At 46.6% G+C, this 24264-nt stretch carries 29 protein-coding genes and 1 pseudogene; 23 read left to right on the top strand and 7 right to left on the bottom strand.

What is annotated here, in order from left to right:
• Positions 1-9: 9 nt before the first annotated feature.
• Positions 10-2397, top strand: a complete 2388-nt coding sequence (gene pheT / locus BM334_RS11705; protein WP_092841947.1) for a phenylalanine--tRNA ligase subunit beta — start codon at positions 10-12, stop codon at positions 2395-2397.
• A gap of 3 nt (positions 2398-2400) precedes the next feature.
• Entirely contained in the window at positions 2401-2697 is a 297-nt protein-coding gene (locus BM334_RS11700) for an integration host factor subunit alpha (RefSeq protein WP_092841945.1), read from the top strand.
• 58 nt (positions 2698-2755) lie between these two features.
• Here the strand turns inward: BM334_RS11700 and BM334_RS11695 are convergent, their stop codons facing one another.
• The 3 genes from BM334_RS11695 to BM334_RS11685 all read right to left on the bottom strand — a co-directional run bounded on the left by BM334_RS11695 (position 2756) and on the right by BM334_RS11685 (position 4737).
• Positions 2756-3433 (bottom strand): ChrR family anti-sigma-E factor, encoded by a 678-nt coding sequence (locus tag BM334_RS11695; protein WP_092841943.1) that lies wholly within the window; start codon positions 3431-3433, stop codon positions 2756-2758.
• Positions 3426-4007 (bottom strand): sigma-70 family RNA polymerase sigma factor, encoded by a 582-nt coding sequence (locus BM334_RS11690; RefSeq protein WP_241970994.1) that lies wholly within the window; start codon positions 4005-4007, stop codon positions 3426-3428. Before BM334_RS11690 ends, BM334_RS11695 begins: the two co-directional genes overlap by 8 nt.
• A gap of 118 nt (positions 4008-4125) precedes the next feature.
• Positions 4126-4737: an LON peptidase substrate-binding domain-containing protein gene (locus tag BM334_RS11685; protein ID WP_241970993.1), complete on the bottom strand. Its 612-nt coding sequence runs from the start codon at positions 4735-4737 to the stop codon at positions 4126-4128.
• A 132-nt stretch (positions 4738-4869) separates the two neighbouring features.
• Here BM334_RS11685 and BM334_RS11680 point away from each other — a divergent pair, with 132 nt between their 5' ends.
• The 10 genes from BM334_RS11680 to BM334_RS11635 are packed head-to-tail and all read left to right on the top strand — an operon-like array spanning position 4870 to position 13371.
• On the top strand, positions 4870-5832 hold the full coding sequence (locus BM334_RS11680) for a YbgA family protein (protein ID WP_092841939.1): 963 nt from the start codon (positions 4870-4872) through the stop codon (positions 5830-5832).
• A complete protein-coding gene (locus BM334_RS11675) occupies positions 5829-7238 on the top strand; it encodes a cryptochrome/photolyase family protein (RefSeq protein ID WP_092841937.1) in 1410 nt (469 codons plus the stop codon). The genes BM334_RS11680 and BM334_RS11675 overlap by 4 nt, the downstream gene beginning before the upstream one ends.
• A 22-nt stretch (positions 7239-7260) precedes the next feature.
• A complete protein-coding gene (locus BM334_RS11670; RefSeq protein WP_055437826.1) occupies positions 7261-7701 on the top strand; it encodes a nuclear transport factor 2 family protein in 441 nt (146 codons plus the stop codon).
• Positions 7698-8411 (top strand): SDR family NAD(P)-dependent oxidoreductase, encoded by a 714-nt coding sequence (locus tag BM334_RS11665; protein ID WP_092841935.1) that lies wholly within the window; start codon positions 7698-7700, stop codon positions 8409-8411. The genes BM334_RS11670 and BM334_RS11665 overlap by 4 nt, the downstream gene beginning before the upstream one ends.
• A 13-nt stretch (positions 8412-8424) precedes the next feature.
• A complete protein-coding gene (locus tag BM334_RS11660) occupies positions 8425-9702 on the top strand; it encodes an NAD(P)/FAD-dependent oxidoreductase (RefSeq protein ID WP_092841933.1) in 1278 nt (425 codons plus the stop codon).
• The gene (locus BM334_RS11655; protein ID WP_092841931.1) at positions 9692-10435 is read left to right on the top strand and encodes a DUF1365 domain-containing protein; all 744 of its coding nucleotides are present in this window, start codon (positions 9692-9694) and stop codon (positions 10433-10435) included. Before BM334_RS11660 ends, BM334_RS11655 begins: the two co-directional genes overlap by 11 nt.
• Positions 10436-10446: 11 nt before the next feature.
• Positions 10447-11697, top strand: coding sequence for an SAM-dependent methyltransferase (locus BM334_RS11650; protein ID WP_241970991.1), 1251 nt, complete (start codon positions 10447-10449; stop codon positions 11695-11697).
• On the top strand, positions 11669-12232 hold the full coding sequence (locus tag BM334_RS11645; RefSeq protein ID WP_092841929.1) for a DUF2878 domain-containing protein: 564 nt from the start codon (positions 11669-11671) through the stop codon (positions 12230-12232). The genes BM334_RS11650 and BM334_RS11645 overlap by 29 nt, the downstream gene beginning before the upstream one ends.
• 57 nt (positions 12233-12289) lie before the next feature.
• Positions 12290-12838 (top strand): chalcone isomerase family protein, encoded by a 549-nt coding sequence (locus tag BM334_RS11640; protein WP_241970990.1) that lies wholly within the window; start codon positions 12290-12292, stop codon positions 12836-12838.
• A complete protein-coding gene (locus BM334_RS11635) occupies positions 12835-13371 on the top strand; it encodes a DUF3833 domain-containing protein (RefSeq protein WP_198677386.1) in 537 nt (178 codons plus the stop codon). The genes BM334_RS11640 and BM334_RS11635 overlap by 4 nt, the downstream gene beginning before the upstream one ends.
• A gap of 37 nt (positions 13372-13408) precedes the next feature.
• Here BM334_RS11635 and BM334_RS11630 read toward each other — a convergent pair whose 3' ends face one another.
• On the bottom strand, positions 13409-14050 hold the full coding sequence (locus tag BM334_RS11630; RefSeq protein WP_126801852.1) for a hypothetical protein: 642 nt from the start codon (positions 14048-14050) through the stop codon (positions 13409-13411).
• 59 nt (positions 14051-14109) lie between these two features.
• Positions 14110-14478 (bottom strand): hypothetical protein, encoded by a 369-nt coding sequence (locus tag BM334_RS11625; protein WP_092841926.1) that lies wholly within the window; start codon positions 14476-14478, stop codon positions 14110-14112.
• A gap of 190 nt (positions 14479-14668) precedes the next feature.
• Between BM334_RS11625 and BM334_RS11620 the strand changes: the two genes are divergently transcribed.
• The 11 genes and pseudogenes from BM334_RS11620 (at position 14669) to BM334_RS11570 (ending at position 23507) form a co-directional block, all read left to right on the top strand.
• Entirely contained in the window at positions 14669-15424 is a 756-nt protein-coding gene (locus BM334_RS11620; RefSeq protein ID WP_092841924.1) for a Nif3-like dinuclear metal center hexameric protein, read from the top strand.
• Between the two features lie 26 nt (positions 15425-15450).
• The gene (locus BM334_RS11615) at positions 15451-16233 is read left to right on the top strand and encodes a methyltransferase domain-containing protein (protein WP_092841923.1); all 783 of its coding nucleotides are present in this window, start codon (positions 15451-15453) and stop codon (positions 16231-16233) included.
• Positions 16226-17119 (top strand): diacylglycerol/lipid kinase family protein, encoded by an 894-nt coding sequence (locus BM334_RS11610; protein WP_092841921.1) that lies wholly within the window; start codon positions 16226-16228, stop codon positions 17117-17119. Before BM334_RS11615 ends, BM334_RS11610 begins: the two co-directional genes overlap by 8 nt.
• 11 nt (positions 17120-17130) lie before the next feature.
• Positions 17131-18000, top strand: coding sequence for an NAD(P)-dependent oxidoreductase (locus BM334_RS11605; RefSeq protein WP_092841919.1), 870 nt, complete (start codon positions 17131-17133; stop codon positions 17998-18000).
• 199 nt (positions 18001-18199) lie between these two features.
• Positions 18200-19360, top strand: coding sequence for an RHS repeat domain-containing protein (locus BM334_RS11600; protein WP_092841916.1), 1161 nt, complete (start codon positions 18200-18202; stop codon positions 19358-19360).
• Positions 19361-19368: 8 nt separating this feature from the next.
• Positions 19369-20049 (top strand): hypothetical protein, encoded by a 681-nt coding sequence (locus tag BM334_RS11595; protein ID WP_055438860.1) that lies wholly within the window; start codon positions 19369-19371, stop codon positions 20047-20049.
• 164 nt (positions 20050-20213) lie between these two features.
• Complete coding sequence (locus BM334_RS11590) at positions 20214-20477, top strand: hypothetical protein (protein WP_092841914.1); 264 nt, start codon at positions 20214-20216, stop codon at positions 20475-20477.
• A gap of 30 nt (positions 20478-20507) precedes the next feature.
• A pseudogene (locus tag BM334_RS13025) lies at positions 20508-20672 on the top strand (RHS repeat-associated core domain-containing protein); the annotation flags it as partial.
• Between the two features lie 814 nt (positions 20673-21486).
• Positions 21487-21897, top strand: coding sequence for a hypothetical protein (locus tag BM334_RS11580; RefSeq protein WP_092841912.1), 411 nt, complete (start codon positions 21487-21489; stop codon positions 21895-21897).
• A 45-nt stretch (positions 21898-21942) separates the two neighbouring features.
• Positions 21943-22512 (top strand): hypothetical protein, encoded by a 570-nt coding sequence (locus BM334_RS11575; RefSeq protein WP_092841910.1) that lies wholly within the window; start codon positions 21943-21945, stop codon positions 22510-22512.
• A 5-nt stretch (positions 22513-22517) separates the two neighbouring features.
• Positions 22518-23507, top strand: coding sequence for an RHS repeat-associated core domain-containing protein (locus tag BM334_RS11570; RefSeq protein WP_338052172.1), 990 nt, complete (start codon positions 22518-22520; stop codon positions 23505-23507).
• A gap of 277 nt (positions 23508-23784) precedes the next feature.
• Here the strand turns inward: BM334_RS11570 and BM334_RS12865 are convergent, their stop codons facing one another.
• Together BM334_RS12865 and BM334_RS11560 are read right to left on the bottom strand one after the other, a co-directional pair.
• A complete protein-coding gene (locus BM334_RS12865; RefSeq protein ID WP_256209452.1) occupies positions 23785-23907 on the bottom strand; it encodes a hypothetical protein in 123 nt (40 codons plus the stop codon).
• A gap of 65 nt (positions 23908-23972) precedes the next feature.
• A partial coding sequence (locus tag BM334_RS11560) for an integrase core domain-containing protein (RefSeq protein ID WP_141656140.1) occupies positions 23973-24264 on the bottom strand: 292 nt, incomplete at its 5' end.

Genomic DNA, 24264 nt, shown 5'->3' with positions numbered 1-24264 from the left:
GGTTAGCAAATGAAATTTAGTGAACAGTGGTTACGTACCTGGGTTAATCCAACATTAGACAGTGTGGCATTGTCAGAGCAATTAAGCATGGCAGGCCTTGAAGTAGACGGCATTGAGCCGGTTGCTGAAGTGTTTTCAGGCGTGGTTGTGGGTGAAGTGGTGAAATGCTGGCAGCACCCAGATGCCGATAAACTGCAAGTAACCGAAGTGAATTTAGGCACCGACGAGCCAACCACCATTGTGTGTGGTGCTCCGAACTGTCGCCAAGGCCTGAAAGTAGCGGTTGCCACGGTTGGCGCTGTGTTGCCGGGCGATTTCAAAATTAAGAAAGCAAAGTTACGTGGTCAGCCTTCACACGGCATGTTGTGCTCAAACTCTGAGTTGGGACTAAGCGACGACCACGACGGTATTATAGAATTACCAGCCGACGCACCTGTGGGCATGGACTACCGTGAGTATTTAGACTTAAACGACGTTGTTTTGGACGTAGATTTAACACCAAACCGCGCCGACTGCTTAGGTATTCGCGGTATTGCCCGTGAAGTGGGCGTATTAAATCGCATTGAAGTGACCGCGCCCGTTATTGACGCGGTCGCGCCGACAACCGACGAACAACGTGCCGTGGTGCTTGATGCGCCAGCTGCATGCCCACGCTATTTGGGCCGTGTGGTGCGCAACGTTAATGTGCAGGCAGACTCGCCACTGTGGCTGCAAGAGCGTTTGCGCCGTAGCGGTATTCGTAGCATTGACCCTGTGGTTGATATTACCAACTACGTGCTGCTTGAGCTTGGCCACCCAATGCATGCGTTTGACAATGACAAGCTGCAAGGTGCTGTGCATGTGCGTATGGCCCATGCCGACGAAAAGCTGACGCTGCTAGATGGCACCGAAGTGGTGTTACAAAATGACGTACTGGTGATTGCCGACGAGCAAAAGCCATTAGCCATGGCCGGTATTTTCGGCGGTGAGGGCAGTGGTGTTACAGAGGCGACCACCAACGTATTTTTAGAAAGTGCGTTTTTCAGCCCTGACGCTATCGCTGGTCGTGCACGTCGTTTCGGCTTACACACCGATGCTTCGCACCGTTATGAGCGTGGTGTTGACCCAGAACTACAACGTACGGCAATGGAACGCGCCACTGCGTTATTGCTAGAGATTTGTGGCGGCGAAGCCGGCCCAATTGTTGAAGCGAAAGATGATGCTGCGTTGCCACAGGCCGCGCAAGTTACTTTACGCTCAGAGCGCTTGGCTCGCGTATTAGGTATAAGCATTGCCGCAGACGAAGTGACCGAGATTTTGCAACGCTTAGGTTTTGCGGTAACCACAAATGCCGAAGGTTGGCAGGTTAGTGTACCGACGTTCCGCTTTGACATCAGCATTGAAGAAGACTTAATTGAAGAAGTAGCGCGTATTTACGGTTACCACCGTATTCAGGCGGCTGCACCGGCGGCACAGCTGCGCATGATTCCTCGTCAAGAAGCACAGCTGACAGCGACTAGCTTCAAGCGCACCTTGCTTGATCGTGGCTATCAAGAAGCGATTACTTATAGTTTTGTTGACCCGAAACACCAAGCGCTATTGTTTGACGACACGGCTGCTTTGACGCTGCCATTCCCAATTTCGGTGGAAATGTCGTCGATGCGCGTAAGCTTGTGGCCAGGCTTGATTGGTGCTGTGGCTCACAACCAGAAACGTCAGCAGCAAAGCCTTGCGTTTTGTGAAACCGGATTACGCTTTTTGCCAGACGAAAACGCCGAAAACGGTGTGGTACAACAACCTATGATCGCAGGTGTTCGGGCCGGTAAAGCAGCGCCAGAGCATTGGTCTGACGGTGAGCGCGCCGTTGATTTTTATGATATTAAAGGCGACGTTGAAGCCATATTGGCATTAACTGGCGCGGCACACCAGTTCCGCTTTGTGGCCGACCAACACCCGGCGCTGCACCCAGGCCAGTCAGCCGCTATTTTCCGTGGTGAAAAGCGGGTTGGCTATGTGGGTGCGGTGCATCCGCAGTTTGAGAAGAAACTCGGCTTAAACGGTCGTACGTTTGTATTTGAACTTGAACTTGCGGCTATTTCGGCCCGCGCGGTACCGCAAGCACAACCGGTGTCGAAGTATCCGTCAATTCGTCGTGACTTAGCAATTGTGGTAAAAGACACCATTGCGGCAGGCGAAATTTTAGCGGCGATTGAAAATATTGGCGTAAACAACTTAGTTAGCCTAAACTTATTCGATGTATATCAAGGGGCTGGCGTTACTGAAGGTCACCGTAGCTTAGCGTTATCGTTAATTCTACAAAACCCAGAGCGCACACTTGAAGACAGTGAAATCAACACAGCCGTTGCAGCGGTTGTTGACATGCTAACATCTGAGTTCGGGGCAACCCTAAGGGAGTAAGCTATGGCGCTGACCAAAGCAGAAATGGCAGAGCATTTGTTTGAGAAATTTGGCTTAAATAAACGCGATGCGAAAGATCTGGTCGAAAACTTCTTTGAGGAAATTCGACGAGCACTGGAAAGTGGTGAGGAAGTGAAACTTTCGGGTTTCGGTAATTTTGAATTACGAACTAAAAACCAACGTCCAGGCCGTAATCCTAAAACCGGCGAAGATATTCCAATTTCTGCGCGACGGGTGGTGACATTCCGTCCAGGGCAAAAGCTGAAACAACGCGTTAGTCAGGCAAAAGTTGCTGATTAATTAAAAAAGCCGCTCATTGAGCGGCTTTTTTATCATTTAAGCTTTCTATTTAGGCTTTCTATTTAAAGAATAAGCTACTAAACGGGTTCAGCAATCGGCTAAGGCCTGAGGTAAAGTGTAGTGGGCCTTCAAGTGCTGCAAGCGTTAAACAATCTTCGTTTTGCGTTGCTGGCGAGTGCTTGTGGTGGTTATCTAGCAACACAAAGTCACCGTCACGATACTCGTTATTCTCATCGTTAAACACACCGTTGACCACTAAGGTTGCTTCGTTACCTTTGTGGGTGTGCTCAGGTAAGCTCGCGTTTTCCGCCATGTAGATGAAGTTAAGCATTTCTTCGCCGCCAACAGTTACCGGTGCACGCCACAATTTGCCTGGCAAGCGGCTCCAGTCGCCAATGCGGTGCGAATTGCGCGCAAGGGTTGCGGGTAGCTTAAAGTGATTCCCTTCAAGGTATAGGCTGTCATTTGCCGCAACAACCCCAGTTTCAGTAGCTGGCTGTGAGTTGAAAATAGCTTGTAGCATGGCTTGCTCATCAAGCGAGCTATTTCGTTCCACAGGTTGCTTTTCAACATCGCCAAACAGTTTACGCGCTAATTGCTGTTCAATGTCGCGTACATGAGCTTGGCAATGTGAGCACATATCAACGTGGGTGCCTACCATCATCAACATGGCAGGACTCAATTCACCAGCGGTATATAGCACCAAGTGCTGCTCTGAAGGATGGAATTTAATCATCGTGCTTTATCAACTCTTTCAACTTCTGTAAGGCTAAACGGGTTCGTGATTTCACAGTACCCAACGGAATCTGAAGTGCATCCGCGACTTCCTGCTGAGATTTCCCTTCAATGTAAATCAGCTCAATAACGGTACGCTGGGCGTTTGGTAGCTGTTCACAAAATACGGACAGCTGTTGCAACAGCAAATCGTCGTCCAATGCATAATCGTCATCAAGCGAGTCATTGGTTTCGGCAAGAACCGGCCACAAATCGTCAGCACTTAAGTCGTACTGGCGGTGCTTGTTCTTGCGCAAAAAATCAAACCGAATGTTTCTGGCAATGGTAAAAATCCAAGTCGCAGCAGAACCACGATCGGGTTTAAACAGATGGGCTTTGTGCCACACATTGCTCATGGTTTCTTGCACCAAGTCCATGGCGGTTTGTTCGTTACCAAATTGGCGCGTGGCATAGGCTTGCAAACGTGGCGCAAAATAGCGAAATAACTCACTAAAAGCGGCCCGCGATTGCTCTGAAGCTACTTTCGCGAGTAATTCGGCAGCATGTTCGGCATTATCCGGCTGCGCAGGGGGCATAGTTTCTCGTTTTTTAGTCTGTGTTATTACTGTTTGCATAGTAGTCTATACTCACCGATTTATACAACCTGAACTTTCCGATACTTAGGCTTAATTACGCAGCATAAGTTGAAACGGATCATTGTTTACTTTCTAGGACTAAATCTCGTAAAAATTCGAGCGCCGCATTGCAGTCATCGTGTTGCAAAAGCTCCTGTTTTGCAGTTGCAGAAATTGGAAGTATCTCTAGCCACCGCAAGCATACCCAATCTGCTTGCTGCAAATCCTCTGTACAGTACTCAACGGCCAGCTCGGGGTAGGTTTTATAAATTTCTTCAAGCTGGGTGGCCAAAAACTGGTCTTGCTCAGCAAGCGGCTGCGGTGCCCAACCGCTTAAGCGACACACATGGCCAACACGCAGGCCGTCGTCTTGCACCTCAATTTGTTGCACTTTAAACAAACCTTGACCAGCCACGGTAATACCAAGCAAGCCGTCTTTTAGCTGCTCAAAATCAACAATAGTCACCGCGGTGCCAATAGGGTGTATGTGCGTATTGTTGTCAACTTGACCTTGGTCATTCAACATACACATGCCAATAGGGTTACAAGAGGTACCGTTGCAGGCTTCTTTCACCATACGAATGTAACGCGGCTCGAAAATGCGCAAACGCATGGTGCCGCCCGGCAATACGTGCCCAGACAGCGGGAAAAGCGGCATATTTAAGTGGGCGTCTGTCAGCCGATCAGTCATCTTTACCGTACCTTTTGAGTCATCATGCAAGAGGTTACGCGGTGGCAACAGAAATGGATTCATACATGATCAGATTTATGGAAAATTCTTTGACTTTTCGTCAATCTAAACTGCAATAGAATACGTAATTCAATGGAACGATTTAAAAGGAGCAAAGCGGTGACCATAAAAGTAGGAATTAGCGCGTGTTTGTTAGGGGACGAGGTACGCTTTGACGGCGGCCATAAACGCTCAGCGTTTTGTGCTGATGAACTGATTCGGCATGTTGAGTTCGTGAAGTTGTGCCCAGAAGTGGGCATTGGCATGCCAGTGCCGCGGCCGACCATTCGGTTAGAGAATCACGCCGGTGAAGTACGCGCAGTGGTGCCGAAAACCGGTGCTGATGTGACTGAGCAATTGAGTCAGTTTGCCGATAAAGCACAACCTCATTTACGCCAATTAAGTGGTTACGTTTTATGTGCCAAGTCGCCGAGTTGCGGTATGGAGCGGGTAAAGTTATACGACCCAGCCACCGGCTACGCCAAAAAAGAAGCCCAAGGTATTTTTGTGCGCCGGTTACGTGAGTTACACCCAGCGTTGCCGTTAGAAGAGGACGGCCGCTTAAATGACGCGCCTTTGCGCGAAAACTTTGTCATGCGCGTGTTCGTTTATCACGCCTGGCAGCAGTTGCCGCGGCCGCTAAAGAAGGCCGATGTATTAGCGTTTCATACGGAACTGAAGCTGTTGCTACTGGCGCATAATCAACAGCAGTATCGTGCGCTTGGCCGGCAACTAGCTGATCAGCAGCAACTAGACGAAAATTTTGCGAAGCAATACATCGAAGGCATTATGGCAGCACTTGGGCAGCCCGCAACACGAGCCAATCACACCAATGTGTTGCAGCATATTCAAGGCTACTTTGGTAACCATTTAAACAAAGATCAAAAAGCAGAACTTAGCACACTCATTATGGACTATCACGACGGCGTGCAGCCTTTGTTGGCGCCGTTGACCTTGTTACGCCATTATTTGCGCGAGTTTCCCAACGACTATTTGCAGGGCCAGCGCTATTTGAACCCGTACCCAGCTGACTTAAAACTAAGGTATGCGCTATGAGTGACTATGCCGGTGTTTGGTTGCGCAACGACTTGCGCCTTAGCGCAAACCCCGCGTTGGCTGCGGCCAGCGAAGTGAATGGCGAGCAGCGGTGTATTCCAGCATTGTTGCTGATATGCCCGGCCCAAATGGATGAGCATGACTGGGCGCCCATAAAATGGGATTTATATGTACGCCAGTTAGAAGCTTTTGTGGTTGAAGCCGCCGAGCAGGGCGTTCTGCTGCACATAGAGGTCATTGATAGTTGGCGTACCGCCGGTAAATCGGTGAAACGTTTTGCTGAGCAGCACGGACTCACCCAAGTGCATATTAATGCTGAATACCCAGTGCATGAGCAACGGCGCGATCGCGCTGTGCAGGGTGTGTTACAGCTTATGCAGGTGGCCCTGAAGGTGCATCATGGTAGTGTCATTGTGCCGCCGGTGGTGACCACCCAAAGCGGTCAGGTTTATCAGAAGTTTACGCCGTTTGCGCGGGCTTGGCGCGATTATGTGGCGCAGCATGGGGTGCCGCGCAGTGCACCATTACCGAAGCGCGCGGCCGCTAAGCCGGCAACCATTCCTGAAATTGACTACCCGCGTCGTGACTCATCGGCTTGGGCAGTAGGTGAAGCCAATGCCCAGCAAGTGCTGCGCGATTATGTGAACAACCAAAGTTCGCACTATGCAGCAGAACGCGATATGCCCGCTCTAGACAGTACGTCGCGTTTATCAGCGTATTGGGAAATAGGGCTGTTGTCGCCGTGGCAGGCCGCTGCCGTGTTATCTGAGTTAAGCCCAACCTTTCCCTTTGGCTTGGACAAAGGCGCTGACACTTGGCTTACCGAGCTTATTTGGCGCGAGTTTTACTCGCACCTTATGCACCATGTGCCACGCTTAAGTTATGGGCACGCATTTTTGCGCCACACTGACGCTATGCAATGGCGCCAAGATAACGAAGGCTTTCAGCGCTGGTGTGACGGTAAAACGGGCTTTCCGCTAGTAGATGCTGGAATGCGTCAATTAGCGGCAGAGGGCTGGATGCATAATCGTGTGCGCATGATTGTTGCGCATTTTTTGGTGAAAGACTTACTCATTGATTGGCGCTGGGGCGAGCGCTTTTTTATGCAAAACCTAATCGACGGCAGTTTTGCTGCAAACAACGGTGGTTGGCAGTGGAGTGCATCAACGGGTACCGATGCCGCGCCGTATTTTCGGGTGTTTAACCCGACCTTGCAGAGCGAAAAGTTTGATCCTGACGGAAGTTATATTCGTAAATGGGTGAATGAGTTAAAAGACTGTCCGGCGAAACACATTCATGCGCCGGGCAACTGGTTAAAACAACAGGGACGAACGGACTACCCACAGCCTATGGTTGACCATAAACAGGCACGAGAACGCGTGTTAGCAGCGTTTAAATCACTTTAGCTGAATTTGTCCGGAGGGAATCATGTCAAGTCATGTTGCAGATATTGTAGATGAGTTAATTCGGTTGTATGACAATCTTGACCAACAAAGTATTGAAGCACTCGGTGATCTCTATACCGATGATGTGACCTTTACTGACCCTCTGCATCATGTTGAAGGGTTAGATAACCTGAAACAGTACTTTTTAAACACCATCAAGGGCATTGATTATTGTCACTTTGCGTTTGCGGAGCGCGCTCGGCAGGGCGATGATGTGTTTGTGACTTGGCAAATGCGCTTAAAGCATCCGAAGCTCGCACAGGGGCGCGAAATAATCGTGCCGGGCACCAGCCATTTAAAACTTGCCGAAGACAAAATTTACCAGCAAACCGATTATTACGACGCCGGTGCAATGTTGTACGAGCATGTGCCGGTACTTGGCTATGTGATTGAAAAAATCAAAACGCGAGTTAAATCGTCATGAATATTTTAATTACCGGCGCAACTTCAGGTATTGGCAAACAAGTCGCGTTAAGTTATGCCCAGCAAGGCCATACGGTCATTGCCTGTGGGCGAAATTCCGACGCGTTGGCTGAACTTGAAGCGTTGTATCCAAAGCAGATTGCTGGCGTACGCCTCGATGTTAGCGACGCCGATCAAACGCAGCAGACGTTAAGTACGTTTACCAACTTAGATCTGGTGATTCTCTCGGCAGGCGTGTGCGAGTATGTCGACATAGAGCGCTTTGAAGCTGCGATGTTTGAACGTGTCTTCGACGTCAATGTGTTTGGCATGATGCGCTGCGTTGAAGCGGTATTGCCGAATTTGAAAAGTGGCTCACAACTGGTGTTCGTTGGCAGTACGGCGCGGTTACTGCCCTTTACACGGGCAGAAGCGTACGGCGGCTCTAAAGCTGCTATTCAATATATCGCGCGTAGTTTGCAGGTTGACCTAGCGCCGCGTGGCATCGTGGTGCAAACCGTATCACCAGGTTTTGTCGAAACGCCAATGACCGACGCGAACGATTTTGAAATGCCAATGCGTGTATCGGTTGAATTTGCTGCTGAGCGAATTATCAAAGGCATTCAGAAAAAATCGACGGACATTACCTTTCCCACCACTTTTGGTTTGTTTTTGAAGTTTCTGTCGCGTTTGCCGCAGTCGTGGCAAGTGGCTATTTCTAAGCGTTTTTAGCGGAGTAACCGGCATGAAAATAGCCATTATTGGCTCAGGTATTGCAGGCTTAACATCGGCCTATTTGTTGCATAAAAATCATGATGTCACTGTGTTTGAAAAGAACGATTACGTGGGCGGCCATACCCATACGGTGGGTGTTGAAGTTCATGGCGAGTCGTACAATGTCGACACCGGTTTTATTGTGTTTAATGATCGTACGTACCCTAAATTTCGAGCATTGATGCGCGAAATTGGCGTGACCTGGCAAGACACAGAAATGAGTTTTAGTGTGCGTGACCCAGACACTGGGCTAGAGTACAACGGGCACAACTTAAACACGCTATTCGCGCAGCGAAAAAATCTATTTTCACCGCGTTTTCATCGCTTAATTCAAGGTATTTTGAAATTTAATAAAGCCGCAAAAAAGGCGCACCAAAGCGGTGCCAATTTAGACGAAGTAACTTTGGGTGAGTTTCTACGGGAACAACAGATATCGCCGTTGGTCAGCGATTTTTACTTGTTGCCAATGGTTGCTGCTATTTGGAGTGCGAGCTTGCAAGAAGCGGAAGCCTTTCCGTTAGGTTTCTTTTTACGGTTCTTTGAAAACCATGGTTTGCTGAATGTTGCTGATCGGCCGCAATGGGCGACCATTGATGGTGGTTCAAGTGCATACATCAAGCCGTTAACCCAAGGATTTGCTGAGCGCATTCATACCCAAACCAAGATCAAGGCGGTGCATCGTCGCGAGCATGCCGAAGGCAATATCTTAATTGAGTTTGAAGATGGCCCAAGCCAAGCCTTTGATGAAGTTATTTTTGCTTGCCATAGCGACGAAGCGCTGGCGCTGTTGGCGGCACCTACAGCCGCCGAACAAGCTGTGTTGGGGGCGATTCCGTACCAAATGAATGACGTGGTGTTGCATACCGACGTACGTTTATTGCCGCGTAACAAGCGTGCATGGGCGAGCTGGAATTATTTATTGCATAATGATGACGCGGCACGCACCCGACCCAGTTCGGTTAGCTATAATATGAATATTCTGCAACGCATTGAGGCGCCTGAAGTGTTCTGTGTCACATTAAATAACACCGCAGCCATACAGCCAGATAAGATTTTGCGTAGCTTTGAGTATGCCCACCCAGTGTACAGCGTCGAATCGATGCGTGCGCGGGCGCAACGAGGTGATATTTGCGGCCAAAACCACAGCCATTTTACCGGCGCATATTGGTATAACGGTTTTCATGAAGATGGCGTACGTAGCGCGGTGGATGTTGCAAACCGATTAGGAGCAGACTGGCATGTTAGCTAGCGCAATTCTGCGCGGGCGTGTTCATCACGCCCGTTACCGGCCCACCAAGCATGCTTTTGAATATAGCATTGCCCAGTGGTGGCTAGCGCTAGACGAATTAGAAAACGTGGCGGCACAAAGCCGCTGGTTTTCGTTGCAGCGGTTTGCGCCATTGTGGTTTCGCCGCGCCGATTATATGCGCGGCAGCACTGGTGATCTTGCCACCGCGGTGCTTGAGAAAACCTCGCAGTTAGTGGGGCAGCCGGTTCACGGCCGGGTGTTCTTTTTAGGCGCGTTGCGCACTTTCGGGTTGTATTTTAGCCCCATTAATTGCTACTTCATACAAACTGACGACGCAAGCGATTACCGCTATATGCTTGCCGAGGTAAGTAACACCCCTTGGAACGAGCGCCACTATTACGTGTTGGACTTGCAGCAGGCATTAATAACCGACAAAGCGTTTCATGTGTCGCCGTTTAACCCGATGGACATGAAATATCATTGGCAACTGCGGCCGCCGCGTCAGGAACCTGGGAACAAATGCTTAGTGCACTTGGATTGCCACAGTGATAAGCGCGACTTTAGCGCGACCATGAAATTAACCCGCGTTGAATTGAACTCAAAAAGTATTCGTAACGTATTACTTAGGTATCCTGTGAATACCCTAGGCACCGTTGCAGCGATTTATTGGCAAGCTTTACGCCTATTTTTGAAACGGACGCCGCTGTATTCGCATCCCAATACTGATAAGTGAGAACAAGGGTTATGTACGAAGAAAATGCGTTAACGGCTATGCAAAGCGATTTACGTCGTGATTTATCAACCATGGACAAGCTATTTCGAAATGTTGTTTTGGGCCTACTGAAACAACTGCAAGAGGGCTGTTTGGTGGTGAAAGAACGCGGCCAAGTTGTTGGACGTTTTGGGCAAGCTGACAGTGAGTTGAAAGCTGAAATTGATATTCAGAAACCAGGTTTCTTCCGCCGCTTTTTGTTTGGGGGCAGTATTGGTGCAGCAGAACTGTTTCTGGATGAAAGCTGGACAACGCCTAACTTAACCCACGTGATACAAGTATTTGCACGCAACTTACCGGCGCTAGATGCGGCCGAAGCTAAGTTGAGTTGGTTGTTACTGCCAATTCAAAAATTTCAGCATTGGCGCCGCAATAATTCGAAGCGCCAAGCCAAAGAGAATATTTCTGCGCATTATGATTTAGGCAACGAACTGTATAAGGCATTTTTAGACCCCGCCTTACAATATTCAAGTGCCGTTTACCCAAATGCGCAAGCAAGCTTGGCGGAAGCGCAACAATATAAACTGAAGCGCTTGTGTGACAGCCTTGAGATGAATGAAAACGACCACTTATTGGAAATTGGCACCGGGTGGGGCGGTTTAGCAGTTTTCGCTGCCAAACACTATGGCTGCAAAGTAACCACCACCACTATTTCAGATGAGCAACACGCGTACACCGCTGCGTTAATTGAACGTGAAGGGTTGGGTGACAAAATTACGCTATTAAAGAAAGACTATCGCGATCTAGAGGGGCAATTCGATAAGTTAGTGTCGGTTGAAATGATAGAAGCAGTGGGCCGTAAATACATGGCTACTTTCTTTAAAACCTGTAGCCGGTTATTAAAACCACAAGGCAAAATGGCGTTACAGGCAATTACTATTGCTGACCAACGTATGCGTAGCTATGCAAATTCCGTTGATTTTATTCAAAAATACATTTTTCCGGGTGGCTTTTTACCTTCGTTAACCATGATGGCCGAAATGTTTACTAAGCACACCGACATGGTGGTTCGCAACGTGGATGACATTGGCTTTGACTATGCAAAGACACTTGAAGACTGGCGGGTGAATTTTAACAAAGCGCACCCACAGTTAAAGCAGCATGGCTACGATGACCGTTTCGGGCGCATGTGGAATTATTATCTTTGTTATTGCGAAGGTGGTTTTTTAGAGCGCACGGTTTCTGCAGTTCAGCTTGTGGCAACCAAACCGCAGTGTCGCTAGCCGTATGCGCTTTTTAAACCCCGCGCAATGGAAGAAATGGGCCCCCAAGTTAGTGGGCCTGTTTTTGTTTGATTTAGTTTGGTTTAGTGCGGTTGCGGGGCGTGCCGAGTGGCTTTGGGCTACAGCAATATTGGTCGCGGCGCAAATTTTCGTCGCGCTGCGTAGCGGGCCGTTTTCGTGGCGCGTCTACGGTTTGTTTGTCGTGTTAGGTATGGGGCTTGAGGCCAGTGTGGTTGGGCTTGGCATTTTGCGCTTCGACGGGGGGTTCTTACCCTGGTGGCTCATTATGCTGTGGCTAGGGTTTGTGGCTATGCTCATGAACACCCTTGCCGACTTAGCCGGACGACCCGTTTGGGCCGCTTTGTTAGGTGTTGCCTCAGGCCCGCTAACTTATGCGATTGGTATTCGTTTAGGGGCTGCTGAGCTGTTAGAAAAAGAATGGTTACTCTGGGTAATCTATGCAGCACTTTGGGCCGTATATATGGTTATATTTGCGTATGTCATGCCACGCCTAGCAGTTACCGAAAAGAACTAGCACTGTGCCGCCCTGGCTGATAACGCTCTGTTTCAAATACAATATACGGAGCCTGCTATGACTTCAGTAAAACGCCTTGCCAATACCTGTTTGACAGTGATTGTTGCTGGCTGTCTTATGGTTTTCGCGGCAGCTTCTTACGCCTCGCAGTGCACGGCAGTGGAACCTTTTAATCAACTCAAACCAGTCGGTAAAACTCGTTTACAGGTTTGGTTTTGGGATGTTTATGACGCCGAACTTCGCACTGAAACTGGCGCCTATGAAGACGCCGAGCAGCGTGCCTTGCAATTAAGTTATTTGCGAGACATTGAAGCGCAAGACCTAGTCGACACCACAGCGGAAGAATGGCAGCGCCTGAATATTGCGCTAACCGACACTCATAACCAATGGTTGCAACAACTGCAACAAATGTGGCCTGACGTACAAAAAGGCGACTGCATTACCTTAGTTGAAACCGCCGCTGGTCACGCCCAGTTTTTTGGCCCTGAAGGCGAGTTAGGGGTGATAAGGTCAGCCCAATTTACCAACGACTTTTTAGCCATTTGGCTGGATGAAAAGTCTCGCTTTAAAAGCGAGCGTAATGAATTGATAGGAGCACAACAATGAGTATGTTGAACACTGTAAAAGGTTTCTGTGTTGTGGTCGTGGCCATGGCGTTATGGGGCTGCTCAACACAAATTGAGGACTATAAGGGCGAACAACCTGCGCTGAAGCTAGAAGAGTTTTTTAACGGCGACTTGGTGGCCTATGGCATGGTTCAAGACTACAGCGGCAAAGTAATACAACGCTTTAAAGCTGACTTGCAGGGCACTTGGAACGGCAATAATGGCGTGTTAGATGAGCAATTTTATTACGCCGATGGCACCACCCAAGAGCGTATTTGGCGTATTACAAAAACCGGTGAAAACACCTACGAAGGCCGTGCTGACGATGTAGCCGACGTAGCCGTAGGCACCACAGCAGGTAACGTATTGAACTGGAGCTATACGCTGATTATTCAGCGTGACGGCGAACCGTTCGAAGTGCAGTTGGATGATTGGCTGTATTTGGTTGATGAAGACAACATGATCAATCGTACAAAAATGTACAAGTTTGGTATTGAAGTGGGTGAGATCACCTTGTACATCGGTAAAAAGTAGCGAGAAATAGTGGCTTCATCGAGCCATCAATACAGCCTTACAATGCACACGGGTAATCAGGAATAGGGTGACGGTGAACCGTTTCCGGGTTATTCGTGTCGGTAATGACAACGTCGTCGTTGTCGACGGCAATCTGAAAATTACGCATCCATGTTAGCTGTGCAATATACGTTAATTGGTAACGATTAAGTGGCAGAGTGCACTGCAAATAAACGTAATGATACGCGGTACCCATGGCTCCAGGGTCAGCCGTGTATACATAAATAGTTCCGCCTTCTACGTCTTGGTTTCTATGAACATACTGGAAATTTGTGGGGAATATAAACATGGCGAAGACACCTAGCGTCAACACCACAAGTTGCGTGTATCCAAACAAATAACCAAAACAATTAAATACCTTGCGCGCTAGCCAATGATCGATTGTTGTCGCAATAAGATGTTGCTTGGCAATAAATAAATACAAACCTATCAAGACCATCACCAGTTTAATAAAGCGCAAGTAACTACTGATGTAGTCCATCATTAAGGGCGAGTGCCAATGTACCCGCCATAAGACTCCTCCAGCTAAGCTTTCCCACAAGGGCAAATACAAACACAACGCTATTATTATGACGAGGCTAAAGGAACGAAAGGTGGGTTGCGGCATGGTAATACGTCCATGAAAAAACACCGTACTCATGGGTTCAACGTGAGTACGGTGTGTTTAATAATTGAATCCTTAGATGGGGCGCAGTGCTGTTAGTCGTAACCACGCGGCAGGCGAGACAATGTCGCGTCTTGCTCGAGCCGTTGACGCCAAGCTTCTTTGGCGGTTAAACCACCACCCGATTTTGCCACTTTTGCTTTCGCCGCTGGCTTTTTAGCTGGCGCAGTTTTCTTGGCAGCTTTGGGTGCAGAATCAGCTTTTTTCGCTGGTTTGGCTTTATCAGCTGACTTACCACCGGCAAGTGCTTCAGCTTCTTCAGCTAATTGCGCGAGGCGAACATTTTTGCCGCCATCAACACTGTACCAACCGCCTTTTGCTTCAATAGTTGGCTTTTTACCGTGAGCTTGCTGGTACGCTGCAGTAAAATCAGCAAGCACTTGGTCTTTATCAAGTTTGCTCATGGATATAATCCTATCGGCCATGCGTTACAAAGAATGCGTTACAATAAACGCGCGTTCACTAAGGTGTTTCAAATTTATACCGTTTTTTATGAGCATTGTCTAATCGCTGACACTTTTATGCGCAAATTAGTTACAAAATGTGCTAAAACGGTGGCTGAAATTAGCATTTTATAGAACAAAAGAGGGCATTGTGCGACGTACAGAATTACAACAGTATCTCAATGAATTACTGCAGGTTGAGCGTATTCGTGATTATTGTCCGAATGGGCTGCAAATTGAGGGGCGTCAACAAATTTACACCATTGTTACGGGCGTTACCGCTAACCAAGCACTCATTGATAAAGCAATTGCTCTGAATGCCGACGCCATTTTGGTTCATCATGGTTATTTTTGGAAAAATGAGCCCGAAATCATTACCGGTATGAAACAACGTCGCATTAAAGCGTTGTTGCAAGCTGATATGAATTTGTTTGCTTACCATTTGCCGCTTGATGTTCACCCCGAACTTGGTAATAACGCACAATTAGCCAAGGTGTTTGGTTGGCCACAACCACAAGTTCTCGCCAGCGTAGAGCCACAAGGCGTGGTTATGCATTGTGAATTACCCGAGCCGGTTACGTCACAGCAGCTTGGTACGCATATTTCTGCATGTTTATCTCGTGCATTAACGGTGCGCATTGACTCGCCACAGCCTATACAGCGTATAGCTTGGTGTACTGGAGGCGGGCAAGGCTTTATTGACCAAGCCGCAGTTGCTGGCTGCGATGCATTTTTAAGTGGCGAGATTTCCGAGCAAACAACCCACAGCGCGGTCGAACAAGGTATGGCTTACTTTGCTGCGGGCCATCACGCGACCGAGCGCTATGGCATTAAAGCTTTAGGTGAGCACCTGGCTGAAAAATTTGGTGTGACACATCATTTTATTGATATTGACAACCCAGCGTAGTCTGGGCTTTCTAGGCTGCAGAACCCATGTTGAAAAAACAAGCGCGCAAAGACACCAGTTTCGATGGTCGTACGCAAAAGTTTTCCAAGAATATTTATGCCACCACTAAGGGGAAATTGCGTTTAGCGGTACTCGAACGTGATTTACAACCCTTATATGAACAGGCTAAGCAGCAAAAGCTGCGCGTGTTAGACGTGGGTGGTGGCCTAGGCCAATTGTCGATGCGTTTTGCTGAGCTAGGTTGCGATGTTACCCATACCGATATTTCTGATGAAATTGTTGAGGCGGCCAAACAGGTGCACCAAAAAGCGGGTGTTGCTGAGCGCTATCGCTATTTAGTGGCGCCGCTGCAAGCGCTGCCTGAAAGCCTCAAGCAAACCTATGATGTGGTGCTGTGTCATGCGGTTTTAGAATGGCTGAGTGAACCGCGGTTAGCGCTTGATACGCTAAAACAACTAATGAGCCCACAGGGGCATTTATCATTGATGTTTTACAATCGGGACGCGAAAATTTTAGCCAACGTTATTTTTGGTAATTTTGATTATGTGCAGGCTGACTTAACCGTGAAAAAGACCGTTCGCATGAGCCCACAGCAGCCGTTGTCGCCGCAGCAAGTGGAGCAGTGGATTGGTGCGATTGGGTTAACGATTACGGAAAAAACCGGTGTTCGGTGTTTTCATGATTATTTACGTAACCGCAGTGACCAACAGCGTTTTGATGAGTTGTTGGCACTTGAATTGAAGTACAACCGCCAAGCGCCATTTGTCGATATCGGTCGGTATTTACACTGGCAGATCAGGCATGCCTAAGTTGCACGTGGTTATTTATTACAATGTGTTGTGCCAACGTGCCAAGCGTTATGCACAGGCCTATGAACGGTTTTTTAACCATCAGCAATATAAGGTAGCAACCCTTGCCAGCACCGCTAGCCGTCATCAAGACATCGAACAGCTACGTCAGCACTGCAAACACGCCACCGAGTGTGTGGTGATTGGCGGTGACGGCAGTATGAATATTGCAGCCAATGTGTTGGCGCATACGGCAACCGCCCTAAGCGCCATTCCTATGGGTACCGGCAATGACTTTGCATACAGTCAGGGGCTGACACACTGGCGCTGGCGCATGCGCAATGAGGTTATACAGCAGACACAAGCAATAGGTCGTGTGCAACCCGCAAACTCGCACATGAAAGAGCAGTACTTTGTTAACCATGTGGGGTGCGGATTAAGTGTTGATCTCATGGCTTTGCAGCCACGTTGGCTGAAACAATCGGTTGGCAAATTAAGCTATTCAATCGCGTTATTGCGCTATTTATTTGGCCGTGAGTCATTACGCTCGCGCATACGGCACGCGTCACATTGGGATGACGGCCAAATTGTCGCATTAGGGCGCTGTATTGGCGGTGGTATTACGGTGTACCCACAGGCCACACGGCAACACACGCAGTTAGCCTGGATTGGTATTCCGAAAATGCCACGTTGGTGCCAACTGAAAGCCTTATTTAATGTGTGGCGTGGTCACGTTGATAGGGTATCCGAGTTAGAGTATGCCATTGGCCAGCAGTTTAGCTTGGGTGATGCCGAGCACCGTATTGAATTAGACGGCGATATTTACTTTCATGGGCCAGCAACAGTTAGCGCTGTTGCAAATGCCTTAGTTGTCACGCTGCCAGTGGTTGCAGCGCAAAAAAGTTAGAGGGCGAAGTTATGAGTCAAGCATGTGCTTTTATTGGTTTGGGCGTGATGGGCTACCCCATGGCAGGCCACTTGCAAAGCAATGGGTTTACCACCACAGTGTATAACCGCACCACCACAAAAGCAGAAAAATGGGCACAGCAATTTGCTGGTAAGTATGCTGAAACGCCCGCGCAAGCGGCCGCACATGCTGACGTTGTAATGCTGTGTGTCGGCAACGATGATGATGTTCGCCAAGTGGTGTTTGGCGAGCATGGTGTGCTTGCAGCCATGCGCGAAGGCAGTATATTGATTGATCACACCACGGCTTCGGCAGAATTAGCGAAAGAACTTGCCGAAGCTGCTCATGCCAAAGGTATTGGACTTTTGGATGCGCCGGTATCTGGTGGGCAACAGGGGGCCGAAAACGGTGTGCTAACAGCGATGATTGGCGGCGATCGCGAGGCGCTTGAGCGCACCGATGCCGTGTTAGCTTGTTATGCCAAAACGCGCGAGTATATGGGGCCAGCAGGGCACGGGCAGTTGGCCAAAATGGTCAACCAAATTTGCATAGCCGGGGTGGTACAAGGCTTAGCGGAAGGCCTGCAGCTTGCGCGCAAGGTTGGGTTAGATCCTGATACATTAATTAATGCGATTAGCCAAGGCGCAGCCGGTTCATGGCAGATGAAGAACCGCTACAAAACCATGTGGGAACAACACTATGAACATGGCTTTGCGGTTGACTGGATGCGCAAAGATTTAAAAATTGCGTTAACCGAAGCCGAGCGCCAAGGCCTGAGTATGCCACTTACTGCGTTGGTTGATCAGTTTTATGCTGAAGTGCAAAAAATGGGCGGCTCGCGCTGGGATACCTCTAGCTTACTGGCGCGTTTAGAAAAGTAGAGTGAACTGTCAGAATAAAAAAACCGCCATAGCGGCTAAAGCCAGTCAGTTTGTAACTGACTGGCTTTATATAACAAACCAATAAAAGCACGGACGTTCATGCAAACTCAACAAGGAAGCACCGCGCTACGACATCACCTACACCTTGCGCGACCGCTTAGGCTCGGTGGTAACGCTAACCAACCACCACAATCTCATTATGGAGCATCGTAGCTACGACCCATTTGGCAAGCCGCGCTATGGCACCATGCAGGCTAGCTCCACGGCCACGCTATTGACCATCGCCAGCGGCACACCGTTCACCCAACGCGGCTTCACCGACCATGAGCACATTGATGAAGCGCAGTTGATTCATATGAATGGATGCGCGTACGACTACAATCTTGGCCGATTCCTCTCCGTTGATCCATTCGTTCAAAGCCCTGGTAACAGCCAGTCCATGAACCCCTACAGCTACATCATGAACAACCCATTGGCAGGGACGGATCCGAGTGGGTATAAATGGGAAACCATATGGGATCGCGAAACAGGCACGTTGGAAGAGTTAGAGCAAGTGTTAACCAAACTTGGCTTCGAAGTATCGAATGGATACGTTAACTTAAATCATCCTAAAGCCATTAAGGGTCAAGAAGCTGAAAAGTTAATGAGTAAGCTTGAAGATGATGGATATATCAAGAAAAGGCGAGGAGGTAGTAGCTCAAAATCCTCATCTGGCGGAACACTTTATAAAGTAGTTAAAGTTAAAGGTAAGTGGCAGATTGCAGGGGAAGTCGATTCTGTGACGACGGCGCATGCGGCTGTAAATGGAATTCTGAATGAAGCTGATAGGGCGGCAGGGCTGATGGGTGATCATTTAGAGCATGCATACGAAGATGACGAAATTACAGAATACACACTGTACCATAACCCAACAGAAGGTGTGTTTTTGGATTCATGGGAAACCTTCCGAGATAAAATGGGTTGGACTACTGATGTTGCAAAAGGGCTTGCGAGAGTACTGGATGATACTCAAAAGGCTAGGATAAGAGTAAAGTGGGTTGCCCATAGTCAAGGCGGTGCCATTTTTGCAGAAGCTGTCAGGTATTTAGGAAAAGATTTATCTAATACTACAGTTGCGTTTCATGCATCAGCCAGCAATACTTGGATGACCAAAATAATTATGGCATCTTCTAACGTGAGCATTCGAGGCTTTTTAAATCACCCTGGTGATGCAGTCCCTAACATTATCGGTCTCAATACAGCAAATCCTTTCAAAATAATTCGGTCTATATGGAACGCACCATCTTTGGTTGGGAGTGAGAATGATCCCTACTGGAGTCCTCATACAATGCCGTGCCAAATGTGCGAATATACTCATTAGGAGCAACCATGAAAACTGTAGTACTATTAGCGACAACATTGTTATTTACAAGCTGTACTTTAAGTAAACAAGATTCTGGAAATGAACAAATGATTCATCACAAAATTAACCTTGGTGATAAGGTATTAGAAATTTCGCTGCCTGCCAAAGAACAGGATAAAGAGTTTATCTTTGGAAAAGAAAAAGAAATTCCTTCGACTGTGAATATAGCTGATAGGTCTATTTACAATAAACATAATGTTCATATTTTTATAAAAAATGTTTGGGGATGGAAGTCACGCTTTATTGGCCGCACTTATGGAAATTTGTCTTTTATTGCTTTAGTTCAAATTACAGATAGTGAATCCTTGAAAAATAGTCAAGCCTTAAAAACACACCTTAAGGAGCAGACTAGAAAAGAGCATGAAGAAATGATCGGGAATTATATTGATGGTGTAGCCGTTGTGGAATTACCAAAGAAATATGAAGAGATCGAAATTAATGGAAAAGAATTTGTATATTATAATATCACTTATCGTAATCAGCCTAATTCTAATTATGTGACAAAACTGTCCGATACTCATTACTTACAGCTTAGTTTTGACTATACACCCAATTCTAAAGAGTCAGAAAGTAATTGGAGAGCTGCCGCAAAAGAGATAGAAACGTCAATTGTTCAGTCGATTAAATTACTGGATGATAATTTATAGCTGAGTAAATTATTTAATGATAAAAGAGTAACTTATTAAGCCAAGCCCCCGCTTGGCTTTTTCGGATAGGCATTCGGAGCATCACCAGCAGCCCTCGGAGGTCTTTGTGGTTTGGGCTCGGAAGTGGGAACAGCAGGGCTCGGAATTTGTTGCGGTGCCAGTACATGAGCAAGAATGCATTGGCCAAAAAAGCTGGTGTACCTCAATCGCAGGTATCAAATTGGTCTCGTGGAATTGGTAAAAGATTTACAGAAAATGCTAAAAAAGTCGTTGAGACCATGGATGAGCTTTCACAAGGACAGTATCAAAAGCCAATCCCCGAAGAGATTGAATCAGCGGTAAGAGTAGCTTGGAATGGAGATCCAAAAAGAGCAAAATTAATTTGCGATGTTTTGAATACGCTGGAGCGTTATAAAGACTGTGCTTAGGATGTTATTTATGAATAAATAATCATGTGCATTCATATGAATGGACGCGCGTATGATTATAATCTCGGTAGATTCCTATCGGTTGACCCTTTCATTCAAGCGCCTGGCAACAGCCAGAGCATGAATCCTTACAGTTATATCATGAATAATCCACTTGCAGGGACAGATCCGAGTGGGTATACATCCTGTGCTGATGTAGAAGTAGGTGGAAGCTGTAAAGTTGGAGATATAAAAACAGAAGATGTTGAAAACATTCAAATTACTAAGGATGGAAATGCGGTAGTAAATACCAAAGACGGAAAATCATTTACAGTAGAAACTAGTAACGGCAAGGATATGCATGGGGCTTTCCAGTCTTTATATAATTCAATGGCTGATACTTCTTCAATAGGATCTGAAGGTAGCAAGTCGACGCTTACAGGACAGAGTTTCCTTAATAGTGATCATAAAGGTTCTGGTGATGACTTTAGTGACAATCATTTTGACCATGATCCTATGTTCGGTGATTCTTTGTTTGATCCAGATGACCCTACCTTCCATCACTACGATGAGTTTACGCCATTTTGTTCTCTAGGAGGGACTGGTTGTAGTTCGGACATACTAAATGAAGTGTTAGATAATTTCAGTTACCCTGACATGTATTTAAGTCCTGCTGAGGCTGCCTTAGACGGAAGGCCGGTAGTCGCATATGTTGTTAATCCGCTGTGGGGAGATACATCGGATTACAGAGATTATGACGTTCCTGCTGGTAGAGTTATACAATTAAGGCTTCCTAGTGGTGGCATTCAGAACGTTACGATGAGAGACCATGCATTATTCTTTGGGACAATATCACGTCATGTTGTTGAAAGAGATGGAAAGCTGGGAATCTGGACTCATGGTATAGGTATTAATAAGGCAACATCTTCACGCTTTTTAAATAAACAATTAGCAGAAAGTAACGATATAAATGGCCCCAAGGCATTTAAAGCTCTTGATAAGATGGCGGAAAGATATTGGAGAGAAAACTATGTTAAATAAGCAAAAAACAGGAATAAAGCTAATTAATAGTGTATTAGCATCGTTAATAACATTAATTTTAAGTTATGTAGTTATATTTTTCATATCATTTGGGCTTACATTTTATTATGGAGTATATCTTGCTGTGTATACTTTAAAGTTAGGAATTATAGGTTTTTACCTAATGGTTTTATGTGGTTTATACTTTAAGCCCCTTAAAAAGATATATTTTGTTATTGGTGCTGTGGGGATTAATCTGTTGTTATTTGTTACTTGGGAGTTTATTGACCAAAAGCCAAAAAACAATAACTCTACTAACTTCGATTTTATTGATTTAGAAGGATTGTTTTTCGTGGTTATCGTGAGCATAGTTCTTTCAATAAGCTATTTTATTTTAAATAAAAGAATTGAAAGTAAGTAATTATCTTGAAAAACACCGACCTCATACAAATAATAGGGTATCGATATGATAAGAATACTTACTCTTATGCTCTTCACTGTTTTAGTGGTTTCATGTGGAAGGGTAAAAGAAACGTATATTAAAGTTAATACAGGCGTATTATTAGAAGGTAGCACAGCCGTATATTACAACTTAGCTCTGACACCAACAACTATAGGGGGTGAGGAGAGTGTTTATCTTAAGCCAAGCGATATAAATGAAGCTCATGAAGAACTGGATAAAATGTTACCAGAACCTATCCAGCTAGCTTTTGCACAGACAATAAGAGGTGTTAAGTCTGATGCATCAGGCGCACGCTTATATGATGTGTACTGGTCTTCATTTGAAAAAAAATCATGTATATATCTTAAGAATAAAATAAACTACCCTTGCTATTTTGTTCTTGATTTAGAGCGATTCTTAAAAGATATATGGTCTTTTGATGATAACTCACTATTTTTCAAGAAATACAATAATGACTTATTAGTTTCTGATGATGTACTTTATTCGGTGATTATTACATATGCCATGAAGAAAGCAGGTGTTAAAGTAAATTTTAAACAATTTCTTTCCGCAGTAAGCAAGTTTAGCCATTAGTAGGAATAGTATCTTTATACAGCTTTGACCATGAGCACATTAATGAAGCGCAGTTGATTCATATGAACGGGCGGGTGTATGACTACAATTTAGGCCGATTCCTCAGCGTAGATCCTCTGATCCACATGGAAGGCGGTAGTCAGGGAATCAATCCTTATTCTTACTTAATGAATAATCCATTGGCCGGAATTGACCCAACTGGCTACGATCCTGAAAAGGAAACAATAGAAGTGTCGGCTGATTCTCAAGTCTACTCTGATTCTGATGGTAATAAGTATGTAAGTGCCGGTGATGGTAGTGGCGACTATATTAAGGTCGATTCAATATCATCTACAAAATCTAACGGGACGACAGTCACTGCTAATTTTGATAACGGCAGTGTGACATCTATGAGTGCCACAAAAGGTAATGCAACTGTAAGTGTCACCGATATAGGAAGTCAGCAACAGACGGCTACTCTTAGTTTCCAAGATCAAGGCGGAGGTTCTGGTACAAATGGAGAACAAAGCTTTATTGACGATGCTTTTGGAGCGACCAAAGAAATGTTTGGGGACGTTGCGGATGGTATCGCATGGCGTTATAACGCAGTAGCTGACGGAATATCAGAAGATTTTTCTGAAGGTTTCCTTGAAGGTGTTATTAATTTCACGGGCGGGAGAACTGATACCAGTGCCCTAGAAGATTTTCGACGAAATTACGCTGAAACAAGTATTGTGCTAGGTCCTATCGCCGACTTAGACAAAAAAGCTACAGGGATGCTTGTTGGAGGGCAATTAGCGAAAACAAATGGCGGGATGACATTCGGCCAGTGGGCTAAGACTGGTTTTAGGCCTGCGCCTCACCTTCAAACTAGAGCCGCTACTTTGGGTTACGTAGGACGAACATCAGCGATCAATGGAGCAGTCGTTACCGCAGCATATGAATTTGGCAATGCTGTTGGTAGCGGTATACGAGTGGGTGTAAACAGGTTCGCAAGATACCTTGCCGATGAATAGAGGTTATTAATTATGAATCGAGAAAACCAACCAGTGAAGTTAGGTGCGGTGGCAAGGGTTGGTGCGGGGTTTATATTGTTCTGCACTGTGATCGCATTCTTAATCATTGCATATTTTCTGATAGTCGAAGGTATAACTCTTAGTGGTATTGCTTTCATTCTTGCTTGTGTAGTCGGATGCTATTTATTTGCATACATGACTTTTAGAGGACAAGTGCCACCTATTTTTAGATGGTTAGAATAGATAAACAAAGCCCGCATCAGCGGGCTTTGTTGTCTTAGGCTGCCAGTTCAGCCTCTTGGCTGGCTTCGGCTCGTTGTTCCTTGGTTTGCTCGGTCTCCAGTGCAGCCTGCTCATCCAAGTATTCCATGGCCATGGTTTTGTGCCGGTTTACCTTCATGTTTCGGGCGAGTACGTCGAGTCGTGTTGTAATTCCCCCATTTTAAGCAGCAGTTATTCGTAGAATTAATGAACCGCTTGCGTTAATTGTTTGGGCGGAATGCCTCCGATAGCCGTGTTAGGGCGTTCGTTGTTATAAAGCCAAAGCCACTGAGTGGCAAGTTCTTGTGCATGTTCGACGCTTTCAAACAGGTGTAAATCGAGCCATTCATGCCGTACTGTTCGATTAAATCGCTCAACATAAGCATTCTGAGTCGGTTTACCTGGTTGAATGTAGAGCATCGTAATTTGATGCTTTTCAGCCCAGTTAATCAGCTCGCTTGACAAATATTCTGGGCCATTGTCGCAGCGAATCGCC

Source organism: Pseudidiomarina donghaiensis (assembly GCF_900116895.1).
GTDB lineage: Bacteria > Pseudomonadota > Gammaproteobacteria > Enterobacterales > Alteromonadaceae > Pseudidiomarina > Pseudidiomarina donghaiensis.
This window is presented reverse-complemented; position numbering and strand designations above follow the sequence as displayed.

Coding starts and splice junctions, on each gene's coding strand:
- BM334_RS11650 (WP_241970991.1), top strand. CDS start 10,447: ATGTACGAAGAAAATGCGTTAACGGCTATGCAAAGCGATTTACGTCGT.
- BM334_RS11675 (WP_092841937.1), top strand. CDS start 5,829: ATGAGTGACTATGCCGGTGTTTGGTTGCGCAACGACTTGCGCCTTAGC.
- BM334_RS11665 (WP_092841935.1), top strand. CDS start 7,698: ATGAATATTTTAATTACCGGCGCAACTTCAGGTATTGGCAAACAAGTC.
- BM334_RS11635 (WP_198677386.1), top strand. CDS start 12,835: ATGAGTATGTTGAACACTGTAAAAGGTTTCTGTGTTGTGGTCGTGGCC.
- BM334_RS11690 (WP_241970994.1), bottom strand. CDS start 4,007: ATGCCCCCTGCGCAGCCGGATAATGCCGAACATGCTGCCGAATTACTC.
- pheT (WP_092841947.1), top strand. CDS start 10: ATGAAATTTAGTGAACAGTGGTTACGTACCTGGGTTAATCCAACATTA.
- BM334_RS11660 (WP_092841933.1), top strand. CDS start 8,425: ATGAAAATAGCCATTATTGGCTCAGGTATTGCAGGCTTAACATCGGCC.
- BM334_RS11670 (WP_055437826.1), top strand. CDS start 7,261: ATGTCAAGTCATGTTGCAGATATTGTAGATGAGTTAATTCGGTTGTAT.
- BM334_RS11695 (WP_092841943.1), bottom strand. CDS start 3,433: ATGATTAAATTCCATCCTTCAGAGCAGCACTTGGTGCTATATACCGCT.
- BM334_RS11615 (WP_092841923.1), top strand. CDS start 15,451: ATGTTGAAAAAACAAGCGCGCAAAGACACCAGTTTCGATGGTCGTACG.
- BM334_RS11630 (WP_126801852.1), bottom strand. CDS start 14,050: ATGAGTACGGTGTTTTTTCATGGACGTATTACCATGCCGCAACCCACC.
- BM334_RS11655 (WP_092841931.1), top strand. CDS start 9,692: ATGTTAGCTAGCGCAATTCTGCGCGGGCGTGTTCATCACGCCCGTTAC.
- BM334_RS11700 (WP_092841945.1), top strand. CDS start 2,401: ATGGCGCTGACCAAAGCAGAAATGGCAGAGCATTTGTTTGAGAAATTT.
- BM334_RS11600 (WP_092841916.1), top strand. CDS start 18,200: ATGGAGCATCGTAGCTACGACCCATTTGGCAAGCCGCGCTATGGCACC.
- BM334_RS11605 (WP_092841919.1), top strand. CDS start 17,131: ATGAGTCAAGCATGTGCTTTTATTGGTTTGGGCGTGATGGGCTACCCC.
- BM334_RS11685 (WP_241970993.1), bottom strand. CDS start 4,737: ATGACTGATCGGCTGACAGACGCCCACTTAAATATGCCGCTTTTCCCG.
- BM334_RS11680 (WP_092841939.1), top strand. CDS start 4,870: ATGGAACGATTTAAAAGGAGCAAAGCGGTGACCATAAAAGTAGGAATT.
- BM334_RS11625 (WP_092841926.1), bottom strand. CDS start 14,478: ATGAGCAAACTTGATAAAGACCAAGTGCTTGCTGATTTTACTGCAGCG.
- BM334_RS11610 (WP_092841921.1), top strand. CDS start 16,226: ATGCCTAAGTTGCACGTGGTTATTTATTACAATGTGTTGTGCCAACGT.
- BM334_RS11575 (WP_092841910.1), top strand. CDS start 21,943: ATGATAAGAATACTTACTCTTATGCTCTTCACTGTTTTAGTGGTTTCA.
- BM334_RS11580 (WP_092841912.1), top strand. CDS start 21,487: ATGTTAAATAAGCAAAAAACAGGAATAAAGCTAATTAATAGTGTATTA.
- BM334_RS11590 (WP_092841914.1), top strand. CDS start 20,214: ATGAGCAAGAATGCATTGGCCAAAAAAGCTGGTGTACCTCAATCGCAG.
- BM334_RS12865 (WP_256209452.1), bottom strand. CDS start 23,907: ATGAAGGTAAACCGGCACAAAACCATGGCCATGGAATACTTGGATGAG.
- BM334_RS11595 (WP_055438860.1), top strand. CDS start 19,369: ATGAAAACTGTAGTACTATTAGCGACAACATTGTTATTTACAAGCTGT.
- BM334_RS11640 (WP_241970990.1), top strand. CDS start 12,290: ATGACTTCAGTAAAACGCCTTGCCAATACCTGTTTGACAGTGATTGTT.